28 protein-coding genes are annotated in these 25,937 nt (G+C 66.8%); 10 read left to right on the top strand and 18 right to left on the bottom strand.

Annotated features, from left to right (window positions below):
• Positions 1 to 9 precede the first annotated feature (9 nt).
• Complete coding sequence (locus VARPA_RS00350) at positions 10 to 960, top strand: fatty acid desaturase (RefSeq protein ID WP_013538541.1); 951 nt, start codon at positions 10 to 12, stop codon at positions 958 to 960.
• Here the strand turns inward: VARPA_RS00350 and VARPA_RS00345 are convergent.
• The 3 genes from VARPA_RS00345 to VARPA_RS00335 all read right to left on the bottom strand — a co-directional run bounded on the left by VARPA_RS00345 (position 935) and on the right by VARPA_RS00335 (position 5,676).
• On the bottom strand, positions 935 to 3,880 hold the full coding sequence (locus tag VARPA_RS00345) for an SEL1-like repeat protein (protein WP_013538540.1): 2,946 nt from the start codon (positions 3,878 to 3,880) through the stop codon (positions 935 to 937). The two genes, VARPA_RS00350 and VARPA_RS00345, sit on opposite strands and share 26 nt — an antisense overlap.
• A gap of 72 nt (positions 3,881 to 3,952) precedes the next feature.
• Positions 3,953 to 4,861 (bottom strand): alpha/beta fold hydrolase, encoded by a 909-nt coding sequence (locus VARPA_RS00340; protein WP_013538539.1) that lies wholly within the window; start codon positions 4,859 to 4,861, stop codon positions 3,953 to 3,955.
• Positions 4,862 to 5,073: 212 nt separating this feature from the next.
• Positions 5,074 to 5,676 carry a TetR/AcrR family transcriptional regulator gene (locus VARPA_RS00335; protein ID WP_013538537.1) on the bottom strand — a complete coding sequence of 201 codons (603 nt, stop codon included), beginning with the start codon at positions 5,674 to 5,676 and terminating at the stop codon, positions 5,074 to 5,076.
• 172 nt (positions 5,677 to 5,848) lie between these two features.
• Here VARPA_RS00335 and VARPA_RS00330 point away from each other — a divergent pair, with 172 nt between their 5' ends.
• Together VARPA_RS00330 and VARPA_RS00325 are read left to right on the top strand one after the other, a co-directional pair.
• Positions 5,849 to 6,793, top strand: coding sequence for a CysB family HTH-type transcriptional regulator (locus VARPA_RS00330; protein ID WP_013538536.1), 945 nt, complete (start codon positions 5,849 to 5,851; stop codon positions 6,791 to 6,793).
• Positions 6,794 to 6,930: 137 nt separating this feature from the next.
• The gene (locus VARPA_RS00325) at positions 6,931 to 7,194 is read left to right on the top strand and encodes a hypothetical protein (protein WP_013538535.1); all 264 of its coding nucleotides are present in this window, start codon (positions 6,931 to 6,933) and stop codon (positions 7,192 to 7,194) included.
• Between the two features lie 76 nt (positions 7,195 to 7,270).
• Here VARPA_RS00325 and VARPA_RS00320 read toward each other — a convergent pair whose 3' ends face one another.
• Positions 7,271 to 7,714, bottom strand: coding sequence for an RcnB family protein (locus VARPA_RS00320; RefSeq protein ID WP_013538534.1), 444 nt, complete (start codon positions 7,712 to 7,714; stop codon positions 7,271 to 7,273).
• Positions 7,715 to 7,838: 124 nt separating this feature from the next.
• Positions 7,839 to 8,429, bottom strand: coding sequence for a dihydrofolate reductase family protein (locus VARPA_RS00315; protein WP_013538533.1), 591 nt, complete (start codon positions 8,427 to 8,429; stop codon positions 7,839 to 7,841).
• A 115-nt stretch (positions 8,430 to 8,544) separates the two neighbouring features.
• On the opposite strand from VARPA_RS00315, the gene VARPA_RS00310 reads away from it, so the two are divergent.
• Together VARPA_RS00310 and VARPA_RS00305 are read left to right on the top strand one after the other, a co-directional pair.
• Positions 8,545 to 8,961, top strand: a complete 417-nt coding sequence (locus VARPA_RS00310) for a winged helix-turn-helix transcriptional regulator (RefSeq protein WP_013538532.1) — start codon at positions 8,545 to 8,547, stop codon at positions 8,959 to 8,961.
• 70 nt (positions 8,962 to 9,031) lie between these two features.
• Positions 9,032 to 9,670, top strand: coding sequence for a GDSL-type esterase/lipase family protein (locus tag VARPA_RS00305; RefSeq protein ID WP_041942719.1), 639 nt, complete (start codon positions 9,032 to 9,034; stop codon positions 9,668 to 9,670).
• 192 nt (positions 9,671 to 9,862) lie between these two features.
• Here VARPA_RS00305 and VARPA_RS00300 read toward each other — a convergent pair whose 3' ends face one another.
• From VARPA_RS00300 to VARPA_RS00290, 3 genes are read right to left on the bottom strand one after another with little or no spacing between them, the layout of a single operon-like run.
• Positions 9,863 to 10,213, bottom strand: coding sequence for a hypothetical protein (locus VARPA_RS00300; protein WP_013538530.1), 351 nt, complete (start codon positions 10,211 to 10,213; stop codon positions 9,863 to 9,865).
• Positions 10,210 to 10,812, bottom strand: a complete 603-nt coding sequence (locus VARPA_RS00295; RefSeq protein WP_013538529.1) for a cob(I)yrinic acid a,c-diamide adenosyltransferase — start codon at positions 10,810 to 10,812, stop codon at positions 10,210 to 10,212. The genes VARPA_RS00300 and VARPA_RS00295 overlap by 4 nt, the downstream gene beginning before the upstream one ends.
• Before the next feature lie 14 nt (positions 10,813 to 10,826).
• Positions 10,827 to 11,327, bottom strand: coding sequence for a DinB family protein (locus tag VARPA_RS00290; protein WP_013538528.1), 501 nt, complete (start codon positions 11,325 to 11,327; stop codon positions 10,827 to 10,829).
• A gap of 82 nt (positions 11,328 to 11,409) precedes the next feature.
• Here VARPA_RS00290 and VARPA_RS00285 point away from each other — a divergent pair, with 82 nt between their 5' ends.
• The gene (locus VARPA_RS00285; RefSeq protein ID WP_013538527.1) at positions 11,410 to 12,834 is read left to right on the top strand and encodes an FAD-binding oxidoreductase; all 1,425 of its coding nucleotides are present in this window, start codon (positions 11,410 to 11,412) and stop codon (positions 12,832 to 12,834) included.
• 83 nt (positions 12,835 to 12,917) lie between these two features.
• On the opposite strand, the gene VARPA_RS00280 is transcribed toward VARPA_RS00285, so the two are convergent.
• The 10 genes from VARPA_RS00280 to VARPA_RS00240 all read right to left on the bottom strand — a co-directional run bounded on the left by VARPA_RS00280 (position 12,918) and on the right by VARPA_RS00240 (position 21,127).
• Complete coding sequence (locus VARPA_RS00280) at positions 12,918 to 13,811, bottom strand: CsgG/HfaB family protein (protein WP_013538526.1); 894 nt, start codon at positions 13,809 to 13,811, stop codon at positions 12,918 to 12,920.
• A 120-nt stretch (positions 13,812 to 13,931) separates the two neighbouring features.
• Entirely contained in the window at positions 13,932 to 14,873 is a 942-nt protein-coding gene (locus VARPA_RS00275; protein ID WP_013538525.1) for a ParB/RepB/Spo0J family partition protein, read from the bottom strand.
• Entirely contained in the window at positions 14,873 to 15,418 is a 546-nt protein-coding gene (locus VARPA_RS00270; protein ID WP_013538524.1) for an RBBP9/YdeN family alpha/beta hydrolase, read from the bottom strand. Before VARPA_RS00270 ends, VARPA_RS00275 begins: the two co-directional genes overlap by 1 nt.
• Before the next feature lie 42 nt (positions 15,419 to 15,460).
• Positions 15,461 to 16,375 carry a ParA family protein gene (locus VARPA_RS00265; RefSeq protein WP_013538523.1) on the bottom strand — a complete coding sequence of 305 codons (915 nt, stop codon included), beginning with the start codon at positions 16,373 to 16,375 and terminating at the stop codon, positions 15,461 to 15,463.
• An 18-nt stretch (positions 16,376 to 16,393) separates the two neighbouring features.
• Positions 16,394 to 17,008: a LysE family transporter gene (locus VARPA_RS00260; RefSeq protein WP_013538522.1), complete on the bottom strand. Its 615-nt coding sequence runs from the start codon at positions 17,006 to 17,008 to the stop codon at positions 16,394 to 16,396.
• 114 nt (positions 17,009 to 17,122) lie between these two features.
• On the bottom strand, positions 17,123 to 17,764 hold the full coding sequence (gene rsmG / locus VARPA_RS00255) for a 16S rRNA (guanine(527)-N(7))-methyltransferase RsmG (protein ID WP_013538521.1): 642 nt from the start codon (positions 17,762 to 17,764) through the stop codon (positions 17,123 to 17,125).
• Complete coding sequence (gene mnmG, locus VARPA_RS00250) at positions 17,761 to 19,719, bottom strand: tRNA uridine-5-carboxymethylaminomethyl(34) synthesis enzyme MnmG (RefSeq protein ID WP_013538520.1); 1,959 nt, start codon at positions 19,717 to 19,719, stop codon at positions 17,761 to 17,763. Before mnmG ends, rsmG begins: the two co-directional genes overlap by 4 nt.
• A 176-nt stretch (positions 19,720 to 19,895) precedes the next feature.
• Positions 19,896 to 20,783 (bottom strand): transglutaminase-like domain-containing protein, encoded by an 888-nt coding sequence (locus tag VARPA_RS00245; RefSeq protein WP_013538519.1) that lies wholly within the window; start codon positions 20,781 to 20,783, stop codon positions 19,896 to 19,898.
• Positions 20,784 to 20,795: 12 nt separating this feature from the next.
• Positions 20,796 to 20,942, bottom strand: coding sequence for a hypothetical protein (locus VARPA_RS31280; protein ID WP_167330533.1), 147 nt, complete (start codon positions 20,940 to 20,942; stop codon positions 20,796 to 20,798).
• Positions 20,942 to 21,127, bottom strand: a complete 186-nt coding sequence (locus tag VARPA_RS00240) for a DUF1328 family protein (protein WP_013538518.1) — start codon at positions 21,125 to 21,127, stop codon at positions 20,942 to 20,944. The genes VARPA_RS31280 and VARPA_RS00240 overlap by 1 nt, the downstream gene beginning before the upstream one ends.
• Before the next feature lie 202 nt (positions 21,128 to 21,329).
• On the opposite strand from VARPA_RS00240, the gene gstA reads away from it, so the two are divergent.
• The 4 genes from gstA (at position 21,330) to VARPA_RS00220 (ending at position 25,894) form a co-directional block, all read left to right on the top strand.
• The gene (gene gstA / locus VARPA_RS00235) at positions 21,330 to 21,938 is read left to right on the top strand and encodes a glutathione transferase GstA (protein WP_013538517.1); all 609 of its coding nucleotides are present in this window, start codon (positions 21,330 to 21,332) and stop codon (positions 21,936 to 21,938) included.
• A gap of 147 nt (positions 21,939 to 22,085) precedes the next feature.
• Entirely contained in the window at positions 22,086 to 22,868 is a 783-nt protein-coding gene (locus VARPA_RS00230) for an enoyl-CoA hydratase/isomerase family protein (RefSeq protein WP_013538516.1), read from the top strand.
• Positions 22,865 to 24,694 (top strand): acyclic terpene utilization AtuA family protein, encoded by a 1,830-nt coding sequence (locus VARPA_RS00225; protein ID WP_013538515.1) that lies wholly within the window; start codon positions 22,865 to 22,867, stop codon positions 24,692 to 24,694. The genes VARPA_RS00230 and VARPA_RS00225 overlap by 4 nt, the downstream gene beginning before the upstream one ends.
• Positions 24,695 to 24,790: 96 nt before the next feature.
• Positions 24,791 to 25,894, top strand: coding sequence for an alkene reductase (locus tag VARPA_RS00220; protein WP_013538514.1), 1,104 nt, complete (start codon positions 24,791 to 24,793; stop codon positions 25,892 to 25,894).
• Positions 25,895 to 25,937: the final 43 nt, after the last annotated feature.

The following is a 25,937-nucleotide window of genomic DNA, read 5'->3' as shown; positions in this document are numbered from 1 at the left end:
CGTCAAGCCATGACATCGACCGCCCCTTCGTCCACCGCACCGACGCGCGCACCGTCAGGCACGCGCAGGCGGCATTGGTGGTGGCACTTCGAGGTGCCGACGCTCGCCCTCGCCGCCGCGCTGTACGGGGCCTGGGCGGCCTTGCTGTGGTGGCATGCGGCGCTGCCGGGATGGGCGCTGTTCCTGCTGGGCGGTTTTCTCGCGCAGCTGCACTCCTCGCTGCAACACGAGAGCATCCATGCGATGCGCCATCTGCCCAAGTGGCTGCGCCATGCGGTGGTGTGGCCGCCGCTCACTTTGTGGCTGCCGTATCCGTTCTACAACCGCGGGCACAGCGCGCACCACGTCAATTTCCACCTCACGCATCCGGAGCGCGACGACGAGAGCGCCTACCACTCGGCGCCCGCGTGGGCAGGCTATGGGCCGGTTCGGCGGTGGATCTACATCGCGAACCAGACGATCGCGTTCCGCGTCGTGCTCGGACCGTTCCTGCGGCTATGGAAGCTGGCGCGCTTCGAGGCGGGGCGGGTGCGAGCGGGCGACTTCTCGCGGCTGCCCACCTGGAGCTGGCATGCACTGAGCGTGGCGCCGGTGCTGTACTTCGTCATCGGTATCTGCGGCATGGGCTTCGGCGAGTACCTGCTGTACGTCGTCTACCCCGGGATGATGCTGGGCTCGCTGCGCACCTTCACCGAACACCGCTGGGCCGACACGCCGCACGAGCGCGTGGCCATCGTCGAATCGAACGTCGTCTTCGGGCTGCTCTACCTGTTCAACAACCTGCACCACGTGCACCACCGCGCGCCGACGATGCCCTGGTACGAGATTCCGGTGTACTTCCGGCGGCACCGCGCAGAGGTGCTGGCCGCGAACGGCCATTTCTATTACCGGGGCTACGGGGAGATCGTCAGGCGCCACCTGTTCAGGCCGGTGTTCACGCCGGTGCATCCGGCGTGGTAGCGGGCAGCGCCTGCAGGCGCTGTGTCCACTCGCGGGCCTTGTCCTCGTCGAACAGCGGACTGTCGGGGTCACCGTAGAACGTCTCTGCCAGAACCTCCGTGCAGGCGCGCTGGCTCTCCAGGTTCTCTTCGCAGTCGTCGAGCGCGGCACCGGCGAGCAGCCAGCGCTCCGCGGCCGCGGCGTCTTCCGGTGCGCCCTGGCCCCGAAAGCGCATCCAGCCCAGTTCGTAGCAGGCCCAGCCCTGCTCGCGCTGGGTGCTGTCCTCCGCCACCTTCTGCCGCGCGTAGAGGGCTTCGGCATGCAGGACGTTCACTTCCGCTTCGCCATGGCCCTGTTCGGCCAGCGCCCCTGCGTGCAGGCACAGCGTGCGGCCGAGCTGCATCGTGGCGGCGGTGTCGCCGGCTTCGTGGCCACGGCGGAAGTAGCCGATCGCGCGCGCCAGGTCGGGCTCCCCGGGTTCGCCGAGCTTGTACGCCAGGCCGAGGTTGTAGAGCGCCATCGTGTTGTTCTTCTCTGCCGCCAGTTCGTAGTGCCGCACGCCGCCTTCCAGGTCGCGCTCGCCACCCTCGCCTTCGCAAAGCATGTAGCCGAGCTGGGCCTGCGTGGCGGCGTCGTCCGCGCCGCCATGGGCGATGGCGTGCAGCAGCCACGCGCGCCCCAGTTGGGCATCGGCGCCGAGGCCCGCCGTATCCCAGCGCAGCATCTTCGAGAGCTCGCACATCGCCACGGGCAAGCCGTCGGATGACGCGGTCGCGGGGGCGTCGCCCGGCTCGCGCACGCCGGCGGCGCGCGCCATCCATCGCAGGGCTTCGCGCGGGTCGGCCTCGATGCCCTCGCCGTCGCGCAGATGGCAGGCCAGCTCGTAGGCGGCCCGCAGGTCGCCGGCGGCATGGCGCGCGGCCATGTGCTCGGCGTGCGGCTGCTCGCGGCCGTCGGCATGCAGCCAGACATAGAGGCCGGAGTCGTTGCGCACGGCCTTCACCGGCTCGCCCGCGCCCCAGCGCTTGCACAAGTCCGAGCGCACCGCCGCGACAAGCCAGCTGTCGGCGACCGACACCGCGGCGGCGATCCACGGATTGGCCTGTGGATGCAGCACCGTACCGTCGCCGCGCAGGACGCCCACGGCGAGCTGCCCCTTCTCGACCTTCGCGCTGCGCGGCATCGGATCGGCGACCAGCCAGCCGATGTCCTGCGTGCCCCAGGCCAGCGGCTGGAGCGTGCGGTGCCGGCAAGGCACCAGCTCGCGGCCGGCGGCCACGTCGTAGATGCCGCGCAGCCACGGCGCGTTCTTCGCCGTGCGCCCGCCCTTGGACGCCACGCGCACCAGGTCGCGCCGAGCCATGGCGTGGGCGCGCTCCTGGCCGGTCAGCGGCTCCAGGGTCTCGAACCGGCCATAGTCGAAGGGCACGAGCACGCGGCCGCGGCCATCGACCAGACCGCACACGCCATCGGCGCGTTCCACGGCAAAGCGCTTCGGCCGAGCCTCGGCGTTGCGCTCGTTCGCCGGATCGTTGTCTTCGCTCGTCAGGAACTCGATGGGGTATTCCTCGAGCAGGTCGACCTGCTCGTAGACCGGCTCGATCACGACGCGGCCTTGCGCATCGAGCAGCCCGCTCTTGCCGTCGCGCGTGGCTTCGAAGGCCTCCCAGTCGTGGCGCCACTGGAGTTGCTCGAAATCCGGCGGCGCGGCCCATTCGCCGTCCGCGCGCACCAGCCCCCAGCCGCCCTCGTCGCCGCGCGCGGGTGCCAGGCCGAACGGCGTGAAGTCTTCGGCCTCTTCGAACCGGGGTGCGATCGCCCATTCGCCCTGCAGGTCGATGTACCCGATGCGCTCGCCCACGCGGGCGCGCACCCGGCCTTCGACAAAGCTCCAGACCTCGTCGACCGAGGGCTCGAGCAGCCAGCTGCCATCGGTGCGCAGCAGGCCGATGTGGTCGCCGACCAGGGCCGTGGCGATGTCGTCCTCGAAGTCCCAGACCTCGTCGAGCTCCGGTTCGAGCAGCACGCGCGGCGCCTCGGCGTCGGCGAGCAGCAGGCCGGAGCGCTCGCCCTGCGAGATCCAGAGCAGGCGCGGATCGCTCCCGCCGGCGTAGCGGATGTCGTCCCACGCGGGCTCGACCACGGTGGTGCGGTGGCTGGCGCCGCCGTCGCCGTCTTCGTCGTGCACCAGGCGCATCACGCCCCAGCGGCCGTCGACCTCGAAGCGCCAGAGTTCGCCGCCCAGGTGGTTGTCGTAGTCGGGGCGCTCATACCCGTCTTCGTCGTCGTCTTCTTCCGGCTCGAAGTCGGCAAAGCGCTCGTCGCGCGGCGCCTCGTAGCCATCGAAGTACGGATGCGACAGCCCGCCGAAACCGAACTGCCAGGCCCAGGCCTCCCAGTCCGCGAAGCGCTGGATGCCAAGGGCCGCGTCCACGCCCGGGTGGTTGCCGCTGTCGATGCAGCGGCGCACCTCGGCCCATCGCTCGTTGCACTCGCGGCGGTTGCGTTCGATGAAGCCCTCGCCTTCGGTTTCACCGCCCAGCCAGGACAGCTCGTCGAGGTTGGCGGAGAAGCGCGGCGCGCTGTCGGCCGGCACCTCGTCGATCAGCTCGGCCAGGTGCAGCGCCAGCGCCTCGAACTGCAGCGCGATCTGCGGCAGCGCGTGCAGCATCGGATGCTGCTCGACAAAAGCGTGCAGTTGCCGGATGCGCGCGAGCGCGGCGTGCGCGTCGCTGGCAAGGTTATCGGTGCCGGCATCGCCGAAGACGCGCTGGTCGTCGATGGCGTCGCCGGCTGCGCCATCGGCCAGCAGGAGCTGCCAGAGCACGGGGAAATTGTTGTTGGCTTCGGCGATTTCGTCGGCCGAGGTTTTTTGGTGCTCGGCGCCGTTGTCGGCGCCGGAAAGACGGTGTTCGAGATAGAGCCAGGAACGATTGCCCATGTGTGGTCGGTGCGTGTGTCGTCCACAGCGAAGGCCATGGGTGGCGCCCAGTTTAGAGGCGCCTTTTCACGCTCACATGACCGCCGAAGGCTGCACCAGGAATTGCGTGACCTGTGCAAGCACGGCCTCTTCCTTCAGGATGCGGCGGTGGCCCCAGCCCTGCGTGACGAAGAGCTGCGCGCGGGGAATCGCATCGCGGTAAGCCTCGCCGTCGGCGAAACGGTTCACGCGGTCGTCGCGGTCATGAACGATCAGCGTCGGCTGCGCAATGCGCGGGCCGGCGAGCGCTGGCTCGAATTGCGGCATCAGCACGCCTTCGCGCGCCTCGAACATCCGCTGCATCGCGGCACGCGTCTGCTCGCTGAGGCCGAAGGCGTGCGCGAAGTAGCGCGTGTATTCGCGCGGCGACGCGGGCGGTGCGAGCAGCACGATGCGCTCGGCCGGCAGCCCGCGCCCCGCGGCATAGGCGAGCGCATTGGCGCCCAGCGAATGCGCGACCACGGCGCGCAACGCGCGGCCGTCCGCGGCGAGCCGGGCGGTGACGTAGTCGATGGCGCGCGCGAACTGCGCACCGTTGGTCGCCGTGCCTTCGCTGCGGCCGTGCGCGGGCAGTTCGAGCAGCACCGGCCGAAGGCCCACCGCCGCCAGCGCCTGCGCAAGCGGCAGCATCTGGCCCGCATGCCCGCCCCAGCCGTGCACCAGCAGCACGACCGGCGCGGATTCCGCGCCCGAATCCTGCGCCGCCAGGTGGTAGATGCCCACGCTCGCGTCTTCGAAGGACCAGGCCTCGTGCCGCCAGTCGGTGCCGGGGTGCTGCCCGCGGTAGAGCCACTTGGGCGGCAGCGGCGTGCCGAACACGCGGTAAGCCGCGCGCACGCCCAGTGCCGGCCAGAGGCGTTGCGATGCGCCGAGGCCGAAGCGCATCGCGCGCATCAGGCGGCTGGCGCCGTAGTAGTTCGAAGGGGCGGGTGTGCTTGTCATGTCGGATTGCCTCTCAACCTCTTAGTACCAGACCCAATCCTGGTTGCTGCGGGGCAGGCTGCGCAGCGTGTCGCGGGCGGTTTCGACGCCAAGGGCGACGGCATAGATGGCAAGGCAAAGGGCAATGATCAGCATGGCTGCTTCTCCTGTTTATCGCACGATTGTGCGAAATTCTGGCAAACAAAGATGAGGGAAATCCGCCTGCTTCACGCTCAGGCGAGGTAGCTGGAAAGGAGCCGCTGCCAGGTCTGCGCGGCCCGGTCGGCGGTGTGCGGGTCGCGCAGGAAACGCGCGTCGTGGAGCTGGTTCATCATGATCCCGTTGATCTCGCTGACCAGCTGCGCGGGTTCGGTGTCGGCCTTGAGCTCTCCCGCCTCGATGGCGAGCGTCACGGTGCGGCGCAGGGCCGCGCGCCAGCGTGTGATCTCTCCGAGGAGCACGTCGCGCAGCTCGCCTTCGCGGTCGTCGAATTCGAAGGCGCCGGCCACATAGAGGCAGCCGGTCTGGGCTTCGACATCGCGGGTGCGGGCGATCCAGCGAGCCACGATCTCGTTCAGGCGCGCGAGGCCCTTGGGCTTCTGCATGGCGGGCACGAACACATCGGCCAGGAAGCCGCGGCCGTACTCCTCGATGACGGCCTTCTGCAGCGCCTCGCGCGAACCCACGCGGGAAAAGACGCCGCTCTTGGAAAGCCCCAGACGGCTCGCGATGACCTGCAGCGAGATCGCTTCCAGGCCTTCGGCCAGGGCGAGGTCCAACGCGGCGCCGACGATGGCGGCACGGGTGAGTTCGCTTTTCTGGGTCTTGGCGTCCATGCGGCAAACTTTAGCACAGTCGTGCGAAATTACAAGTACGGCACAAAAGACAGGTCGTAAAGATGTTTTGCTCATGTGAAACCAACAAACGCATCGTTCCCTGCATAAGCGCTTCTGCCGAGAATCGCCGCTCGGTCCCCACCCCGGGGGCTCGATGACACCTCGGCGCCAGATGAACTTCCAACAACTGCGCTCGGTACGCGAGGCCGTTCGTTGCGGCTTCAACCTGACCGAAGTCGCTCACACCCTTCACACCTCGCAGCCCGGCGTGAGCCGGCAGATCCGCGAACTCGAGGAAGAACTCGGCATCGAGCTCTTCGTGCGCGCCGGCAAGCGGCTCACCGGCCTCACCGAGCCGGGCGGCCATGTGCTGCCGATCATCGAGCGCATGCTGCTGGAGAGCAGCAACCTGCGGCACGCGGGGCAGGAGTTCGTTGCGCAGCAAAGCGGGCTGCTCTCCATCGCGGCCACGCACTCGCAGGCGCGCTATGCGATGCCGGTGGCGGTACAGGAATTTCGCGCGCAATTCCCGAACGTGAAACTGCACCTGCACCAGGGCTCGCCCAAGCAGATCGCGCAGATGCTGATCGACGGCGAGGCCGACGTGGGCATCGCCACCGAGGCGCTGGGCGACTACCCGCAACTGGTCGCCCTGCCCTGCTACCGCTGGACCCATTCGGTGATCGTGCCGCCGGGCCATCCGCTGCTCGATGCGCCGCTGTCGCTGGAGGCGCTCACGCGCTATCCGCTCATCACCTACGACACGGGTTTCACCGGCCGCTCGCGCATCGACGAGGCTTTCGAGGCGCGCGGGCTGCAGCCCAACATCGTGCTCGCCGCGATGGACGCCGACGTGATCAAGACCTACGTGACGTTGGGCCTGGGCGTGGGCATCGTGGCCGGCGTGGCGTACGAAGCGGAGCGCGACACGCAGTTGCGCGCGATCGATGCGGGGCGCCTGTTCGGCATCAACCTCACCAAGCTCGCGGTGCGCCGCGGCAACTACCTGCGCAAGTACGTCTACGCCTTCATCGAGTCGTTCGCGCCGACCCTGACGCGCGCCATCGTCGAGAAGGCTTTGGGCGACGAAGCCAAGGCTTCCCACTACGAAATCTAGCCCTCGCCGCAAGCCCCTGCGGAGCGCTGTTGCGCGGCGGGTACTGCGAAAACGGCGGGGCTCAAAAGAAAGCGTGCGGCTTCACACAAGGGGCGTACATTCGGGTTAATTCCTTGGCTTCCCGGAACGGATCAGCAATGGCATCGACCCCGCAGCAGCAGCAACAGCAAATCAGGGCCGCCCAAAAGGCGGCCGATGCAGCGGAGCGACGAGAACGGTTGAAACGGGCGCTGCCCGCCACGGTGGAGCTCCTGCAGAGCCGCCAGGCCGACCGCATCGACGACAACGACATCGACGCGTATGTGAGCCTCAACTGGCTCGAATGGCACGGTGGCGGCTTGCGCCTCACCATCACCGGGCGCAACGTGTGCGCCCAGTCGGCATCCACCGCGCTGGCCTGACAAGCGCCTCCAAAAAAGAAAAACCGCCACAGTGACCTGTGGCGGTTTCGCATGCGGCTCGCGCCGCGCTGCTTGCTTACTGGCCCGCGATGATCTGCGCGATCAGGCCGGTGGCAATGGCGGCGAGCACGTAGTCGCCACCCACCCCGACCCATTGGTAACCGCGGGGCGGCGGCTGCAGGCGGTACGCACGGTAGTCGTTCACCACGTAGTTGCGGCCACGGTACTCGGCCGGTACGCGGCCACCACGGCGCCATTCGGCGTGCGGCTGCGGGAAGCCGCGGCGATCGAACTGGCGGCCATCGCGGAAGTCCTGGTTGCCGCGGTAATCACGGTGCGGACCACGGCGATCGAAATTGCGATCGCCCCGGCGGTCGTCGTGCCGCTGCTCGGCGCGTCCGTTGCGATCGTCGCCGGGCCGGCCGTCGAAGCGGCGGTCTTGCGCAAAGGCGCTTCCCGCTGCCATGCACATCGCGAGCGCCGCAGCAGCGACGGCCATGCTCTTCGAATTGATGTTCATCTGGAACTCCTTCATGCGTTGATGACGAGTTCATTGTGTGCCGCTGTTGTGTCTGGCCGGCTCACCTCAGGTCGCCGTCAGGTGAAATCAGGTAAGCGCTGGTATCGGGGCGGCGCGTTGTCCTTCACTGCGGCGCGTAGCGGTTGACCACGACGCCGCATTCGTAGCCAACCGACCCGAGCAGGCGCAGCTTGTGCCCCTTGCGCTGGTCGTGAAACACCGAGCGACCGGCGCCCACGGCCATCGGATTCACGAAGAACTGGAACTCGTCGACCAACCCTTCGTTCACGAGCGACGACGCGAAGCCGACACCACCGATGACGAGGATGTCCTTGCCCTCCTCTCGCTTGAGCGCATTCACCTCTTCGGCCATGCCACCACGCGCGATGACGGTGCGCTCCCAGCGCGATGCCTCGAGCTTGTCGGTGAGCACGACCTTCTGTGCATCGACCACCTTCTGCGCGAAGGCGAACTGCGGGTTGGCCGGATAGTTCTTCGCCGCGCGGCCCCAGTGATCGAGGTAGCCTTCCTCCACGATCTTGCGGCTGAGCAGGATGGTGTCGACGCCTTCGAAGACAGCGTTGAAGTACGCCTTCAACTTGTCGTCCCAGGCCCAGCGATCGCCCCAACCCCAGACCTGCCAATCGATGTTGCCGTTGGCCGGCGAGACGTAGCCATCGACGGACATCTGCATCTGCAATATGAGCTTTCGCATGGTGGCTCTCCTTAAGGGTCGGCTGGAATAACTGCTCTTGAAATGCAAGCAGTCCGCAGTATTCTTAAACCGATGCGAAAATGCAAGCAGTTTTTCAACTGCACCGGAAGCTCCGATGGCCACCGCCCAGAAATCGCTCTGCCCGATCAACCTCGCGCTCGAAGTCTTCGGCGACCGCTGGAGCCTCCTGATCGTTCGCGACATGATGTTTGCCGGCAAGCGGCATTTCAGGGAGTTCCTGCAGTCCGAGGAAGGCATCTCCTCGAACATCCTGACCGAGCGCCTGGGCAAGCTCGTCGAGTACGGCGTGCTCAGCAAGACCGACGACCCGACCCACAAGCAGAAGGCCATCTACAGCCTCACGCCGATGGGCATCGACCTGCTGCCGGTGGTGACGCAGATCGGCATCTGGGGGCGCAAGTACACGCCGGCGACCAAGGAGAGCGGCGCCCCCGCTGCGGCGCTGGAGAAAGGCGGGCCGGCGCTGCAGAAGACGATGCGGACGGCGTTGCGCCGGGCGCACCTGAGCTAGGGCCTGCTCTCTGGGCTGGCGAAGGGTCAATGCCGGCGCACGCACCAGCCGCGTTTAAGCTGCGCGCTTCATGAATCGACGACACCTCCTCCAACTGATGTGCGGCGTGCCGGCCGCGGCCGCGCTGGCCGCCTGCGGCAAGCGCAAGCCCTCCACCGCTGCGCTCAAATCCGATGCCCGCGTGCTGGCCATCGGCGACAGCCTGACCTTCGGCTATGGCGCATCGCCCGACGCGTCATGGCCCGTGAAGCTGGGCGAGATCACCGGCTGGCAGGTCGAGAATGCGGGCGTCAACGGCGACACCTCGGCCGGCGCATTGCAGCGCCTGCCGTCGCTGCTGGCCGCAGGCAGCTACGACGGGATCCTGATCGGCATCGGCGGCAACGACATGCTGCGCGGCGTGTCGGCCTCGGCCACGCGCGACAACATCGCGGCGCTCGTGAAAGAGGCGCGCGAGCACACGCCGCATGTCGCGCTGTTGGCGACGCCTGCGCCCGATGCGATGCGTGCGTTCGTCGGCTCGCTCAGCGATGCGCCGTTCTACGAAGAGGTCGCGAAGTCGGGGCAGGCGCTGCTCGTCGCCAATGTGTATTCGAGCGTGCTGTCGGATGCGTCGCTGCGCTCGGACCGCATCCACGCCAATGCACAGGGCTACGCGAAGGTCGCGCAGCTGCTCGCAGACCAGTTCAAGGCTGCGGGCTGGCGCTGAAGAGGCTCAGACGGCCGCCTGCAGCAGGTGGGCACGGTCTGGATGAACAGCGAATCAACAACTGCCCTGAAAGCGCTCGCGCCGACGGTGGGCTCTGTTTCGCGAAATCAAGGAGGAGCCGAAGGCGGGGGACATTCGCGAAACAGAGCCCACCGTCGGCGTGAGCGCCGCCCCGAACAGAGGCCTCTTCGATCAGGGCGCGTTGCCCTGTGGCCCCACCGGCGGCGGTGCCGCACGGCCGCTGGAGCCCGGCGCGAGCTTGCGCCCGAAGGCCTCGCCCACATTGCGCACCGGCCGGCTCGCGCGGGCCGACACGTTGTTGACGCCGCGCCGCGTCGCGTCTTCCGCGCGGTCGATGCCACGCCCGGCGGCGTTGGTTCCGCGCTGGACACCGTTCACCACCTTGCTGTTTCGCGGCGGCGGCTTGAGCGTGTGTGCACGCTCTGCCTTGGGCGGGTTGTCTGCGCTCTGCGCGTGGACGGCTGCAGTCGGCAGCAGGAGGAACGCTGCTGCAAGCGCAATGGTGTGCGTGGGCATCTTCATGACGGGCTTCCTTCTTCGTCGTTGGCGACATTCGCATCAGCGGCCGCGCGCGCCATGCGCTCGCTCTTCCAGTACACGTCGTCGCCGCCATCCATGCGGTTGAGCACGCGCGCGAGCACGAAGAGCAGGTCGCTGAGCCGGTTGAGGTACTGGCGCAATGCGTCGTTGAGTTCCGCGGTGGCACCGAGCGCCACCACTGCGCGCTCGGCCCGCCGCGCCACCGTGCGGCACACGTGCGCGAGCGAGGCGGCGCGCGTGCCGGCGGGCAGGATGAATTCGGCCAGGCGCGGCAAGGCGGCGTTGTGATCGGCCAGCGCGTTGTCCAGCTGCAGCAGCGCTTCGGGCTTGAGCAACGTGAAACCGGGCATCGAGAGTTCGCCGCCGAGGTTGAAGAGCTGGTGCTGCACATCGACCAGCAGCTCGCGCACGGCCTCGGGCATGGGTTCGCAGAGCAGCACGCCGATCTGCGAGTTGAGCTCGTCCACGTCGCCCATCGCATGCACGCGCAGATGGTCCTTGGGCACGCGGGTGTTGTCGCCGAGGCCGGTGGTGCCGTCGTCGCCGGTGCGGGTGGCGATCTGGGAAAGTCGGTTGCCCATGGGCGCGCTCCTGGTTATGCGGGGACGGTCGATGCGTCGATCTTGCCGGCCAGCCATTGCAGACCTGCCAGATGCTGCTGGTCGTGGCTGCAGAGATAGTGGATGAGGCTTCGCATGGTGAGCGGGCCGTAGCCTTCGAAGACGGCCGTGCGCGCGAGTTGCGCGTCGGTCAGGCTCGAGACGATCTCCATCGTCTGCACGCGTGCGAGACGGAAATCGGCCAGCACCTGCTTCGCATCGGCGGCGCCGTAGTTGCGCTCGATGGCGAGCGGTTCGCTGTCGATCGAGGCCAGCGTCGGGCGATCTTCCGAGAGCGTGCGGCGAAAGCGCACGTGGTAGCCCTCGATCTCGATGTCGCGCACATGGCAGAGCTGCTCGATGGCGGTGAAGGCCTCGCTGGGCACGCCCTCCCACGAAGGCGGCACCCAATGCCTGAAGGCTTCGGGAACGGCGGCGTAGTGGGCCTCCAGTTGCGCGGGGAAGGCCGCGAGGGCGCTGAGGGTCGTGGGGTTCATCATTTTTTCCGAAGCGCATTATGGTGCTCGCTCCGTAAAATGGCCTTCCCCCCTGCCCTCATTGCCCCTCAGGAGAAGTCCGATGAACGCCCCGACCCAAACCTCGCACCTGATGCCGGCGCTTCATCTGCGCGACGTCCCAGCCAGCCTCATCGACGGGCTGAAGGCACGCTTCGGCGCCAACTGTTCCACGGCGATGGCGGTGCGCACGCAACACGGGCGCGACGAGTCTTCGTTCGATGCACCGCCGCCCTCGGCCGTGGTGTTCGCCGAGAGCACGCAGGACGTGGCCGATGCCGTGAAGCTCGCGAGCGAGCACAGCGTGCCGGTCATTCCCTTCGGCGTCGGCTCCTCGCTCGAAGGCCACCTGCTCGCGGTGCAGGGCGGCATCAGCATCGACGTGTCGCGCATGAACAAGGTGCTGTCGATCAACGCCGACGACCTCACTGTGACGGTGCAGCCGGGCGTGACGAGGAAGCAACTGAACGAAGAGATCAAGAGCACGGGCCTGTTCTTCCCCATCGATCCGGGCGCGGACGCTTCCATCGGCGGCATGACGGCCACGCGCGCGAGCGGCACGAACGCGGTGCGCTACGGCACGATGCGCGAGAACGTGCTGGCGCTCGAAGTGGTGACGGCCGCGGGTGAAGTCATCCGCACCGGCACGCGCGCGAAGAAGTCTTCGGCCGGCTACGACCTCACGCGCCTCATGGTGGGCAGCGAAGGCACGCTGGGCGTGGTCACCGAGGTCACGCTGCGCATCTACCCGCTGCCCGAAGCCGTGTCGGCCGCCATCTGCTCGTTCCCGAGCATCGAGGCCGCGGTGCGCACCACCATCGAGACGATCCAGCTCGGCGTGCCGATTGCGCGCGTGGAACTGATCGACGTGAACACGGTGCGCATGGTGAACGCCTACGCCAAGCTGAACCTGCGCGAAGAGCCGATGCTGCTGATGGAATTCCACGGCTCGCCCGCCGGCGTGAAAGAGCAGGCCGAGACGGTGCAGGAACTCGCGAGCGGCCATGGCGGCAACGCTTTCGAATGGGCCAGCACGCCGGAAGAACGCACGCGCCTGTGGACTGCGCGGCACAACAGTTATTTCGCTGCGGTGCAGTCGCGGCCGGGCTGCCGCGTGATCTCGACCGACACCTGCGTGCCGATCTCGCGCCTGGCCGATTGCCTGCTCGATTCGGTGGCCGAGGCCGATGCGAGCGGCATCCCCTACTTCCTCGTCGGCCACGTGGGCGACGGCAATTTCCACTTCGGCTATCTGCTGGACCCGAATGTCCCCGAAGAGCGCGTGAAGGCCGAAGCGCTGAACCACGCCCTCGTGACGCGCGCGCTGGCGCTCGAAGGCACCTGCACCGGCGAGCACGGCGTGGGGCTGCACAAGATGGACTTCCTGGTGACCGAGGCGGGTGTCGGCGCCATCGACATGATGCGCACGATCAAGCGTGCGCTCGACCCGAAGAACATCATGAATCCGGGGAAGATCTTCAGCCTCTGATCGATCCCGGTCACACATGAAAAAGCCCGGCGGCTCGCGAGAGCGCCGGGCTTTTTAGTGGCCCAAAGGCCGACTGTCCTTGCTTACTTGCGGCGACGCGCCGGCGCCTGCTCTGGCGGCACATAAGTCTGCGAAGGTGCCGCACCGCCATCGACGCCGAGACGGCCGCCGCCGCCGAGGCCCTGGCCACGCACCGTCTGCGCCTTGTAGTTGCGCAGCGAACGAACCATCTGGTTGAAGGCGTCCATGAACGCGGCAGCAATCACCTTGCCCTGCGCCGTGTTGGTGTAGCCGCCGAGGCCACCGGCGCCGCTGCGCCCGGCCAGTCCACCGAAGGCGCCGAAGTCGGTCTTGGAGGCGCTGCCTTCGGAGGCTGCAACCTGCACGCCCGAGCGGTTGTCGATGAGGGTCAGGAGCGCGCTGGCTTCCTTGGTCTGCATGCTGCCGCCGATGGCTGCGAGCGCACGGCCACGGCCGCCACCCACCAAGCCGCCGAGTGCGCCGCCGATGCCGCCGGCATCGCTGTTGCTGAACACGATCTCGGGGGACAGGCCGTAGTCGGAAGCGACCATTTGGCCGCGGCCGAAATTGCTGCCGCCGCGCATTTCACCCGACTGCTGCAGTGCGCGCTCGCGCGTCATGGCGTTCATGCCGGCCGCGCCGCGCTCGACCACGATGAAGCAGTTCGACTGCTGCACCAGCAAACGCAACAGATTTGCAGTAGGCGGCAGGCGGTATTCGCCGGTGAGGATGGTGTACCAGCCCGCGCTCTGGTTCTCGATCAGCGACACCGTGCCGAGCGGCGATTCGCAGCGCTCGAGCTGGCTGCTCTCGCCGGCGGTGGCCGAACCGGCGGCGCTGCCGGTGGCCATGGTCTTGGCCGACTGGCTGCCCATCTGCATGTCGGTGGCGGCGCAACCGGTGAGGAGAAGCGCGCCGACGGCGATGGCCGCGAGTGGGAATTGGGTGAACTTCATGATCGGGCTCCCTCTTGTTTCAGAGATATTGTCAGAGACATTAGTTAACAAATTCAGCCGAGGATACGCGCAAAGGATTGCAGTTATCAATCGAACGAACGACCCATCCCGATTTCAAAACTAGGCCGTTCGGCGGATGCGTTCGATCAATCCGTTCAGCGCTTCGATGGAGCCGAAATGGATCGCGAGCTCGCCGCTTTCGCCGCGCTTCGTGCGCTTCTTGATGCGCACCTCGACCTCGGCGGTGAGCAGGTCGGCCAGCTCTTCTTCCACTCGCTGCAGATCGCGCGACTTCTCGCCGCTGTTGCCGCGGCGGGACGGCGTCAAGGTGAACTCGGCGGCGAGCTTCTTCACCAGCGCCTCGGTCTCGCGCACCGACATCTTCTTGGCGGCAATCTGGTTGGCGGCCGTGATCTGCGTGCCGCGGTCCAAGGAGAGCAGCGCGCGGGCGTGGCCCATGTCGATGTCTCCGGCCATCAGCATCTGCTGCGCGGGTTCGGCCAGGTTCAAGAGGCGCAACAGGTTGCTGGCCGCGCTGCGCGAGCGGCCCACGGCCTGCGCCGCCATTTCGTGAGTGAGCCCAAACTCGGCGACCAGGCGTTGCAGGCCTTGAGCCTCTTCGAGCGGGTTGAGGTCTTCACGCTGGATGTTCTCGATCAGCGACATCGCCGCTGCGGCCTCGTTGGGCACGTCGCGCACCAGCACCGGCACGCTCTCCAGGCCCGCCAGCTTGGCGGCTCGGAAGCGCCGTTCGCCCGCGATGATTTCGTACTCGGCGTTCTTGGCGGCCGCCGATTCGGCATCGAGCCGGCGCACCAGGATCGGCTGCATGATGCCCTGCACCTTGATGCTCTCGGCCAACTCGTAGAGCGCGCCTTCGTCCATGCGCGTGCGCGGCTGGTAGACGCCGGCCACCATCTGGTCGAGCATCAGCGTGGTCGGGTTCGGCGGCGCGGCGCCCTCTTCCGTTCCCGAGTTGCCGTGGTCGGCGGCGGGTGCGGCCGTCGGGCCGAGCAGCGCTTCGAGGCCGCGGCCGAGGCCCTTGGGTTTCTTGGTCGCCATCAGTTCTTGTCTTTCGAAATGTCGTTCAGAAGTTGCCGGCCTTCGGGCCAGTCGCCCAGGCCGGATTCGGCGTTCAGGTGGCCGCCCTTGCCGGCGTCGATGAAGCGTGCGCCCCAGTCCTTGGCCAGTTGCCGCGAGCGCGAGGCTTCGCAGTAAGGGTCGTCGTTCGCGGCGATCAGCACCGAGGAGAAAGGCAGCGGCTGGCGCACGATCGGCGCCCAGCCCGGAATCAGTTGCCGAAGATCCTCACGCTCCACATCGCCAGGCGCCACCAGCAATGCGCCGGCTACTTTGTGCGTGTTGCGCGAATGCGCGGCCCAGGCCGCGACGAGGATGCAGCCGAGGCTGTGCGCCGCAAAGGCCACCGGCCCGGGGGCCGCCAGCACTTCTTCTTCAAGTCGCGCAGACCAGTCACCGCGCAGCGGGCGCATCCAGTCGTGTTGCTCGACACGGCGATCGCCATGGATCGACTCCCAAATGGTCTGCCAATGGCCGGGGCCGCTGTTCTGCCAACCCGGCAGCAGCAGGATGCGGGAAACTGTCATTTGCTACGAACTTGATAGCGCCGTGCCGATTCGGGGCAGGCGTCAGAGGCTTTTTTCAGGGGTGGCATCGGATGCAGGCGCGGGTGCCAGCACGTCCTCGGGAATGGCGAGGTCAGGCGCCATGCGGTCGACCGGGGCGATCGGCGGCGCGACAGCACCAGAAGCGAACGCGCTCGCAGGCGGCAATTTCTCGACCAACTCCTGCGCAAAAGCAATGAACGCCTGGCTGCCCCGTGCAGCCGGATCGAACACCACGCCCGGCAGGCCGTAGCTCGGCGCCTCGGCCAGCCGCACATTGCGCGGGATCACCGTGTCGAACACCTTGTCGCCGAAGTGGGACTTGAGCTGCTCGCTCACATGCTGCTGCAGCGTGATGCGCGGATCGAACATCACGCGCAGCAGGCCGATGATCTGCAGGTTCTTGTTGAGGTTGGCGTGCACCTGCTTGATGGTGTTGACCAGATCGGTCAGCCCTTCGAGCGCGAAGTACTCGCACTGCATCGGAACGATCACGCCGTGGGCGGCGCACAGGCCGTTGAGCGTGAGCAGGCTCAGGCTCGGCGGGCAGTCGATCAGCACGAAGTCGTACTCGGCACCGACGGCCGCCAATGCGGTGCGGAGGCGTTTTTCGCGGCGGTCGAGCGCCACCATTTCCACTTCGGCGCCGGCCAGTTCGCGGTTGGCGCCCAGCACGTCGTAGCCGCAACCGCCTTCCACCAGCTTGTCGGCCTTGACGCGCGCCTCGGCAACGGAAGCCGATTCGAGCAACACGTCGTACACCGTCAACTCCAGCTCGCGCTTGTCGATGCCCGAACCCATGGTCGCATTGCCCTGGGGATCGAGGTCGATCATCAGCACCCGCTGCCCCACCTTGGCCAGTCCGGCGGCGAGGTTGACGGTGGTGGTGGTCTTGCCGACGCCGCCCTTTTGGTTGGCAATACAGAAAATCTTGGCCATGTCAGTTCAGAGAATCGGTCAGCGCGAGATCGCGAGCTTGACGCCAAAGGCGATCAGGAAAACGCCGGCCAGCTTTTCGAGCGTGCCGGAGATGCGGCGATTGGCACGGATGCGCTCGGCAAGGAAGTGCGTGAGCAGCGTCGAGGTCAGGCCGTAGAGGAAAGTCAGCGCTGCAATCGTGACTGCCATCGCGCCGAAAGTGATCAGGCCTTGATGCCGTGCCGGATCGACGAACAGCGGGAAGAACGCCATGTAGAAGACGATGGCCTTCGGGTTCAGCAAGGTGATCATGAACGCCTGGCGGAAAAAGTGACCCGGCTTGATGTTGAGGATCGGGGCCGAGCCCGGCTTGGCGAGCAGCATCTTGAAGCCGAGCCACGCCAGATAGGCGGCGCCCAGCCATTGCACCGCTTTGAATGCGGTCGGGTAAGCGGCCAAAACCGCCGACACGCCCGCCACCGCGGCCCACAAAAGGCACTGGTCGCCGACGATCAGACCCGTCGTCGCTGCCAATCCACCGCGAATTCCGCCTTTGCTGGTCGAGGTGATCAGCGCCAGATTGCCCGGGCCGGGAATCAGGAGGAACAGGATGATGGCGACGACAAATGCGCCGTAGTCAGCGATGCCAAACATGGAATTTGCCTCGAAGAAGAGAGCCAAGGGGAGGCGTCGAGTCTAAGCGAGGCCAGCGCGCGGAGGGCCGTTCGGGCGCCGGCTTTTGCCGGCGGCGGCGCATCTTTTACGGAATCAGACGGATGCTTTTCGCGCCCAGACGATGCAGCGCTCGGCGTCGAGGCCTGGAACCGTCAGTTGTTCCACGTGAAACACAGCCACTTCTGGAGGCAGAACAGCGAGTTCGTCGCCGGGCATCTTGCCCTTCATGGCAAGCCAAACACCGTCCGCTGGCAGCAAATGCTTCGAGCCATTGAAGAAATCCGGTAGCGAAGCGAAGGCCCGCGAGCTGATGACGTTGTAGCTGCCTTCCAGCAATTCGACCCGGGCATGCAGTCCGCGGAGATTGGGCAGCTCCAGTTCGACAGCTACTTGCTGAACGAAGGCTGCCTTCTTGGCTACGGCATCCAGGCAACTCACGTCAATGTCGGGCCGCATGATCGCGATGATCACGCCCGGCAACCCAGCACCCGAACCCACATCGAGCAACCTGCCCTGCTCCGGATATTGCCGCTGCAGCGGTGCGATGACCGCCAGGCTGTCGAGCAGATGGTGCGTCATCACCCCGGCCGGATCGCGCACCGCCGTCAGGTTGTAGACCTTGTTCCACTTGAGCATCAGCGTGCCGTAGGCCAGCAACTGCTCGCCCTGCCGGTCGGACAACGTGACCCCAAGCGCTCCTGCGCCAGCGCGCAGCGTATCGATGGGCGCGCTCATTCGGCGGACTGCGGCTCGGCGGCTGCTTCCGTGGCGGCGTCACGGGCGAAGGCTTTGTGCCCGCCCTTGCGTAAATGGATCATCAAAAGCGAGATGGCCGCGGGCGTCACACCGGAAATGCGCGAGGCCAAGCCCAGCGTTTCGGGGCGATGCTTGTCCAGCTTCTGGCGCACTTCGAAGCTCAATGCCTTGACTTGCCCATAGTCGAAATCCGCAGGCAGACGCAGGTTTTCGAAGTGAGCGGCGCGCTCCACCTCGTCATGCTGGCGCTCGATGTAGCCGGAGTACTTGGCAGAGATCTCGATCTGTTCGATCTCGGTTTCGCTCAGTGCCGAACTGGCGCTGTACTTCCCGCCGTCCAGCGACATCAGTGTTTCGTAGTTCACATCGGGCCGGCGCAGAAGGTCGGCCAGGTTGTATTCGTGCTCGATGGCCTTGCCCAGCACGCGCTCGGACTCGGCGGCTGGCAGGTTGCGCGGGTTCACCCAGATCGACTTGAGCCGCTCTGTTTCACGTGAAACAGCGTCGCGCTTTCGGCTGAAAGCATCCCAGCGCGCATCGTCCACCAGCCCCAGCTTGCGCCCTGCTTCGGTCAGGCGCATGTCGGCGTTGTCCTCGCGCAGCTGAAGCCGGAACTCGGCGCGGCTGGTGAACATGCGGTACGGCTCGGTCACACCCTTGGTAATCAGGTCATCGACCAGCACGCCCAGATAGGCTTCGTCGCGGCGCGGCAGCCAGGCGTCTTCTCCACGGCATTGCAGTGCGGCATTGATACCGGCAAACAAGCCTTGGGCCGCAGCTTCTTCGTAGCCGGTTGTGCCATTGATCTGCCCGGCGAAGAACAGGCCCTTCACCGAGCGGGTCTCGAAGCTGCTCTTGAGTTCGCGTGGATCGAAGTAGTCGTACTCGATCGCATAGCCTGGCCGCAGGATGTGCGCGTTCTCCAGCCCGGGCATCGAGCGCACCAGTTGGTACTGGATGTCGAATGGCAGGCTGGTCGAGATCCCATTCGGGTAGTACTCGTTGGTCGTCAGGCCTTCGGGCTCGAGAAAGATCTGGTGGCTTTCCTTGTCGGCAAAGCGGTTGATCTTGTCCTCGACGCTCGGGCAGTAGCGCGGCCCGACGCCGTCGATCTTGCCGGTGAACATCGGGCTGCGGTCGAAGCCGGAGCGAATAATGTCGTGGGTGCGCGCGTTGGTATGGGTGATCCAGCAGGCCATCTGGCGCGGATGCATGTCGGCACGGCCCATGAAGCTGAACACAGGCATCGGCCCTGCCCCACCCGGCATGCCGTCGCCGGGTTGTTCGGTGCACTTCGAAAAGTCGATGCTGCGGCCATCGAGCCGCGGCGGCGTGCCGGTCTTGAGCCGGCCTTGCGGCAGCTTCAATTCCTTCAGGCGCGCCGACAGGCTGATCGCCGGCGGGTCACCGGCGCGTCCGGCCTGGTAGTTGTCGAGGCCGACGTGGATGCGGCCATCGAGGAAAGTGCCCGCCGTCAGCACCACGGTGCGAGCGCGGAAAGCGATGCCCACCTGGGTGACGGCGCCGACCACGCGATCGCCCTCCACCATCAGGTCGTCGACCGCTTGCTGAAAGAGGCTGAGATTCGGCTGGTTCTCGAGGCGATGGCGAATCGCGGCCTTGTACAGCACGCGGTCGGCCTGGGCGCGGGTCGCGCGCACCGCCGGTCCTTTGCTCGAATTGAGAATGCGGAACTGGATGCCGGCTTCGTCGGTGGCAATCGCCATCGCACCGCCGAGCGCATCGACCTCTTTCACGAGGTGTCCCTTGCCGATGCCGCCGATCGACGGGTTGCAGCTCATCTGCCCCAGCGTCTCGATGTTGTGGGAGAGCAGCAGCGTCTTGGCGCCCATGCGCGCGGCGGCGAGCGCGGCTTCGGTGCCGGCATGGCCACCGCCGACGACGATCACATCGAATTCTTCGGGGTACAGCATTTGAAAAGGGGGCGCACTACTGGGACGCGTGCGCTGCGCAAAAGGGGCGCCAATTTTAATCGGCGGCACCGTCTTGCGCCCGTTGTGTGGGCAAGCTAGAGGGCGATACCAAACCGCCCGCTTCCGCCCGTGGGTGCTTGACAGTTTGCTATGTATTTAATAGCAAACTATCGTTGTCAGGCGGTGGTTTCGGCCAGTTGGGTTACCGGCACCGGCTTTTCGATGCCGACCAGCGCGCCGCTCGGGGCCGGTGCGGCAGGCGGTGGAACGCTTTCGTCCTGCAGCTCGCGCACCACGAGCTTCTTGTCCGTCATGCGCACCGCGCCGAAGATCGTGCAGAAGGCCACGTCCTTCGCGTCGCGCCCGGTGCCTACGCGCACCAGCCGGTCGACCGGCGCCATGCGGGTCGGATCGAACAGCACCCACTGCCCACCGAGCCAGGCTTCGAACACCGCATGGAAATCCTGCGGCGGCTCGTCGAACCACACATAGCCCACCACCAGCCGCGCCGGAATGTTGAGGGCACGGCAGAAGGTGATGCCCAGGTGCGCGAAGTCGCGGCACACGCCCGCGCGTTCCACGAACACCTCACGCGCGGTCGTGGTCGAGTCGGTGCTGCCGGGCTCGTAGGCGATGCTGTCGTGAATCCAGTCGACGATCGCCTGCACGCGCCCGATGCCCGGCGGCAGTTCGCCGAAGAGCTGCTGCGCGCAGCGCGACATCAGGTCCGACTCGCAGTAGCGCGTCGGCATCATGTAATGCAGCACCTCGTCGGGCACTTCGTTGACCGGCACCTCGCAGAGGTCCGGCGGCACGTGCACGTGCGAGCGCTGCACCGTCGCCCTGTAGCCGATCTTCAGCGACCCGGGCTTCGCATCGAAGCGGATGAAGCGATTGCCGCTGCCCTCGTCGCAGAACACCTGCATCTCGGTCGGCGGCTCGATGGTCAGTGTCTCCTCGACCACCGCTTGTGCGCCCGACCGCGCGGCCTCGATGTTGAGCAGCATGTGCGCGGGCGCCGTCACCTCGTAGTCGAGTTGCGCGTCGATGTGGGAGATGTGCATGGGGTTCTTTTTTCAGGCCCGTCGTCGCCGCGAGCGGTGTTCAGGCAATTGCCAGTGTGTTTGCGTCACGAGCAGCACCCGCATCACGCGGTGCGCGGGGCTCTGCAGCAGCATGTCGAGCGACCGCGCCTGCGGCCACTTCGTCCTCGGACGCTGCATCAGTCCAGCGCCTTTTTCACCGCGCCCACGCCCAGCGCTGCGAGCACCACGAAGAGCACCGCCAGCACGAGGAACAGGCCGAACAGCAGCTTGGCGATACCGGCCGCACCCGCAGCCACGCCACCGAAGCCGAGCAGGCCGGCCACCAGAGAAATGACCGCAAAAATGATCGCGTACTTCAACATCCGAAACTCCTTGCAGCGGGCCTCGCCCACCGTGCGGGGAGCTTAGAAAGCGCGCTTCGCCGCCTTGATAGTCACGGGCCCCAAGCCACCGTAGGACAAAAACGCGATGCCGCCAAACCCGCTAGCATCCCCGGCGGTTTCCCATAAAGATCAACCTCGCCATCCACATCCAACACATCCATTTCCATTGGAGTCATTTCGAATGAAGCTGTATTACTCGCCCGGTGCCTGTTCCCTTTCGCCCCACATCGCGCTGCACGAAGCGGGCCTTGCCTTCGAACCGGTGATGGCCAGCACCAAGAGCCACAAGCTGCAGGACGGCACCGACTACTACGGCATCAACCCGCTGGGCTACGTGCCGATGCTCGAACTGGACGACGGCACGCGCCTGCGCGAAGGCCCGGCCATCGTGCAATATATCGCCGACCTCGCCCCCACCAAGAACCTCGCGCCGGCCAACGGCACGCTGCAGCGCTATCGCCTGCAGGAGTGGCTCACCTTCATCGGCACCGAGATGCACAAGGGCTACAGCCCGCTGTTCAACCCGAACATGCCCGAGGAAGCCAAGACCATCTTCAAGGACAAGCTCAAGTCGCGCTACGAATGGCTCGACGGCCAGCTCGCCGACAAGCAGTACCTGATGGGCGAGCACTTCAGCGTGGCCGACGGCTACCTGTTCACCGTGACCAACTGGACCAAGCCGACCGGCGTCGACATCTCGGCCTTCGCCAACGTGCAGGCCTGGCATGCGCGCGTGGCGGCGCGTCCCGCAGTGCAGGAAGCGATGAAGGCCGAAGGCCTGCTAAAGTAAACCGAAGCTCACAGAAGCAGCGAAGCGGCCGGCCTTACCAGCCCCCAGGGAAAACCCGGCCCGCTTCAGCCACAAGCCGCACGATGCGGCTTTTTTTTCGCGTCACGCTAGGGGCAGCAACTCCAGACACCGAAGGAACCCAGCGCCATGGCCGAAACCTCTTCCACCATCGAACTGCGCGAAGAGATGCGCGGGCCCGTGATGTGGCTCACCATCGACCGCGAGGAGCGGCGCAATGCGATCAATGCCGCCGTGCTCGCGCGCCTGTCCGATGCCCTCGCGCGCGCCAACGCCGACGCTGCCGTGCGCGCGGTCGTCATCACCGGCACCGGCACGCGCGCCTTCTGCGCGGGCGCCGACCTGCAAAGCGGCACCTCTTTCAAGTTCGACTACGCCGAGCCCTACCAGGGCTTCGCCAACCTCTTTCGCCAGGCGCGGCAATCGACGGTGCCGCTCATCGCGCGCGTCAACGGCGCATGCATGGCCGGCGGCATGGGGATCATGGCGATGTGCGACATGGCGGTGGCCAGCAGCAGCGCCGTGTTCGGCCTGCCTGAGGTGAAGGTCGGCCTCTTTCCCGCGCAAGTGCTCAGCGTGCTCGACGGCCTGCTGCCGCGCCGCGTGCTGGCCGAAATGTGCATCACCGGCGAGCCCATCACCGCTGCGCAAGCGCTGGAACATGGACTGATCAACCGCACGAGCGACGACGTGGACGAGAGCATCGATTGGCTGCTCGGCCGCATGCTCGACAAATCGCCCGCCGCCATCCGCCGTGGCCTCTACACGATGAAGAAGATCGAGGCGATGGCTTTCGAGGAATCGATGGCGTTCACCGAAAGCCAGATCGGTCTCTTCGCGCTCACCGAGGATGCAGCCGAGGGACAGCTCGCCTTCCGCGAAAAGCGCAAGCCGCAGTGGAGCGGCCGATGAAAGACAGCAGCAACACCAACGAACGCATCGTCCGTATCGGCGGCGCCTCGGGCTTCTGGGGCGACAGCAGCGTGGGCGCGCCGCAGCTCGTGGCCAGCGGGAAGATCGACTACCTCGTGTTCGACTACCTCGCCGAACTCACGATGTCGATCCTCGCGGGCGCGCGGCTCAAGAAGCCGGAGCTCGGCTATGCGACCGACTTCGTTTCGGTCGCGATGAAGTCGGTGCTCAGGGATGTCGTGAAACAAGGCATTCGCGTGGTGAGCAACGCGGGCGGCGTGAATCCCCAAGGCTGCGCCGACGCATTGGCGGCGCTCGCGAAAGAGCAAGGCATCGAACTGAAGATCGCGGTGGTGAGCGGCGACGACGTCTCCGCGCTGCTGCCGCAACTTCGCCAGGCCCAGCCGCCGGTGCGCGAACTGCAGAGCGGCGCGGCGCTGCCCGAACGCGTGCTCACCGCCAATGCGTACCTCGGCGCACGGCCGATCCAGGCGGCGCTCGACGCGGGCGCGCAGGTCGTCATCACCGGCCGCTGCGTGGACTCGGCCGTCACGCTCGGCGTGCTGATGCACGAATTCAAATGGCAGCCCGGCGACCACGACCTGCTCGCCGCCGGCAGCCTTGCGGGCCACATCATCGAATGCGGCTGCCAGGCGACCGGCGGCCTGCACACAGACTGGGACACGGTGCCCGACTGGCCGCATATCGGCTATCCGATCGTCGAATGCAGCGCGGACGGCAGCTTCGTCGTCACCAAGCCCGCGGGCACCGGCGGCAAGCTCGTGCCCGCGGTGGTGGGCGAGCAGATGCTCTATGAAATCGGCGACCCCGCGGCGTACCTGCTGCCCGACGTGACGGCCGACTTCACGCAGGTGCGCATCGAGCAGGCCGGCGAGCACCGCGTGCGCGTGCACGGCGCGCGCGGCCGTGCGCCGACCACGACCTACAAGGTGAGCGCCACGTATGTCGACGGCTTCAAGACCGCGGCGCAGCTCACCATCGTGGGCTTCGATGCAGCCGCGAAGGCGCGGCGCACGGGCGAAGCGATCCTCGCGCGCACCAGCGAACTCTTCGCCCAGTTCGGCTTCGGTCCCTACAGCGCCACGCACATCGAGATGCTGGGCGCCGAGTCCTGCTACGGCCCGCATGCGAATGCACAGGTGCTGCAGACGCGCGAGGTGGTGCTGCGGCTCGCAGTGACGCATCCGCGCAAGGAGGCGCTCGAGCTGTTCGCGCGCGAGGTCGCGCCGGCCGGCACCTCGTGGTCGCCAGGCACCACGGGCGCGGGCGGCGGGCGGGCGTCGGTGTCGCCGTCGATCCAGCAGTACGCCTTCCTGCTCGACAAGTCGCAGGTCCAGGCCAGCGTGAACGTCGACGGGCAACGCATCGATGTGCCGCGCACCCTCGCGCCCGCAGCGGCCGACATGCCCGCGCCCCGGCCCGCCGGCGCCACGCCACACGAAGCGGCACCCGAGGCAGCAGACACCGTCGAAGTGCCCCTTATCCGCCTCGCCTGGGCCCGCAGCGGCGACAAGGGCGACACCTCGAACATCGGCGTCATCGCGCGCCACCCTGCCCTCTTGCCGCTCTTGCGCGACCAGCTCACCGAAGCGCGCGTGGCCGAATGGCTCGCGCACCTCGTCAAGGGCCGCGTCACGCGCTACGAAGTGCCCGGCATCGATGCCTTCAACTTCGTCTGCGAAGAGGCGCTGGGCGGCGGCGGCATGGCGTCGCTGCGCAACGACCCGCTCGGCAAGGGCATGGGGCAGATCCTGCTCGCGGTGCCGCTGCGCGTGAGCGCCGCGCTGCTCGCCCTCGTGAGCTGACGACGCAATAACACCAATCGGGACAACCGTGCGACAGCAGGGTTGAGGCCGGGCGCTTAGCCTTGCGCCTGTTTCAACTCTGCTCCCTCATCCACGATGTCCACCCTTTTCGACCCCGTACAGGCCGGCGACCTGAAGCTCGCCAACCGCATCGTGATGGCGCCGCTGACGCGCAACCGTTCGCCCAATGCCGTGCCGCCCGATCTGGCCGTCACCTACTACGCACAGCGCGCCACCGCCGGCCTGCTGATCACCGAAGCGACGGCCATCAGCCACCAGGGCCAGGGCTATTCCGACGTGCCCGGCCTCTACGGCACCGAACAACTCGATTCGTGGAAGCGCGTGACCGAAGCGGTGCATGCCAAGGGCGGCAAGATCGTCGTGCAGCTCTGGCACGTCGGCCGCGTCTCGCACACCGAACTGCAACCCGATGGCGGTAAGCCTGTCGCCCCCTCGGCCATCACCGCCAAGACCAAGACGGTGCTCATCAAGGACGGCGTGCCGACCTTCGTCGAGACCTCCGAGCCGCGCGCGCTCGATGCGGCTGAACTGCCGGGCATCGTCCACGCCTATGCGGTCGCGGCGCGCAGCGCGGTGGAAACCGCCGGCTTCGACGGGGTCGAGGTGCACGGCGCCAACGGCTACCTGCTCGACCAGTTCCTGAAGGACGGCAGCAACAAGCGCACCGACGACTACGGCGGCTCCATCCAGAACCGCGCGCGCCTCTTGCTCGAAGTGACGCGTGCCGTGGTCGACGCGGTCGGCGGCGGCAAGACCGGCATCCGCCTGTCTCCCGTCACGCCCGCCAACGACGTGCACGACAGCGACCCGCAGCCGCTCTTCACCTACGTGGTCAAGCAACTCGCGCAACTGAACCTCGCCTACATCCACATCATCGAAGGCGCCACCGGCGGCCCGCGCGAGATCGAGGACCGTCCCTTCGACTACGAAGCCCTCAAGGCCGCGTACCGCGAAGCCGGCGGCAAGGGCGCATGGATGGTCAACAACGGCTACGACAAGCCGCTGGCCGACGAAGCCGTGAAGGAAGGCGACGACCTCGTGGCCTTCGGCAAGCCCTTCATCTCGAACCCCGACCTCGTGCGGCGCCTGCGCGAAAACGCACCGCTGAACGAGCTCGACAAGGCCACGATGTACGGCGGCGGCGCGAAGGGCTACACGGACTATCCGGCACTCGGCTGACACCCTCGGCCATGGCAAGATGCGGCGGACTTTTCACGTCCCC

The sequence above is a fragment of the Variovorax paradoxus EPS genome, from assembly GCF_000184745.1.
Lineage (GTDB): Bacteria > Pseudomonadota > Gammaproteobacteria > Burkholderiales > Burkholderiaceae_C > Variovorax > Variovorax paradoxus_C.
The sequence above is the reverse complement of the archived record's forward strand: the minus strand, read 5'-3'. Positions and strand labels throughout refer to the sequence as shown.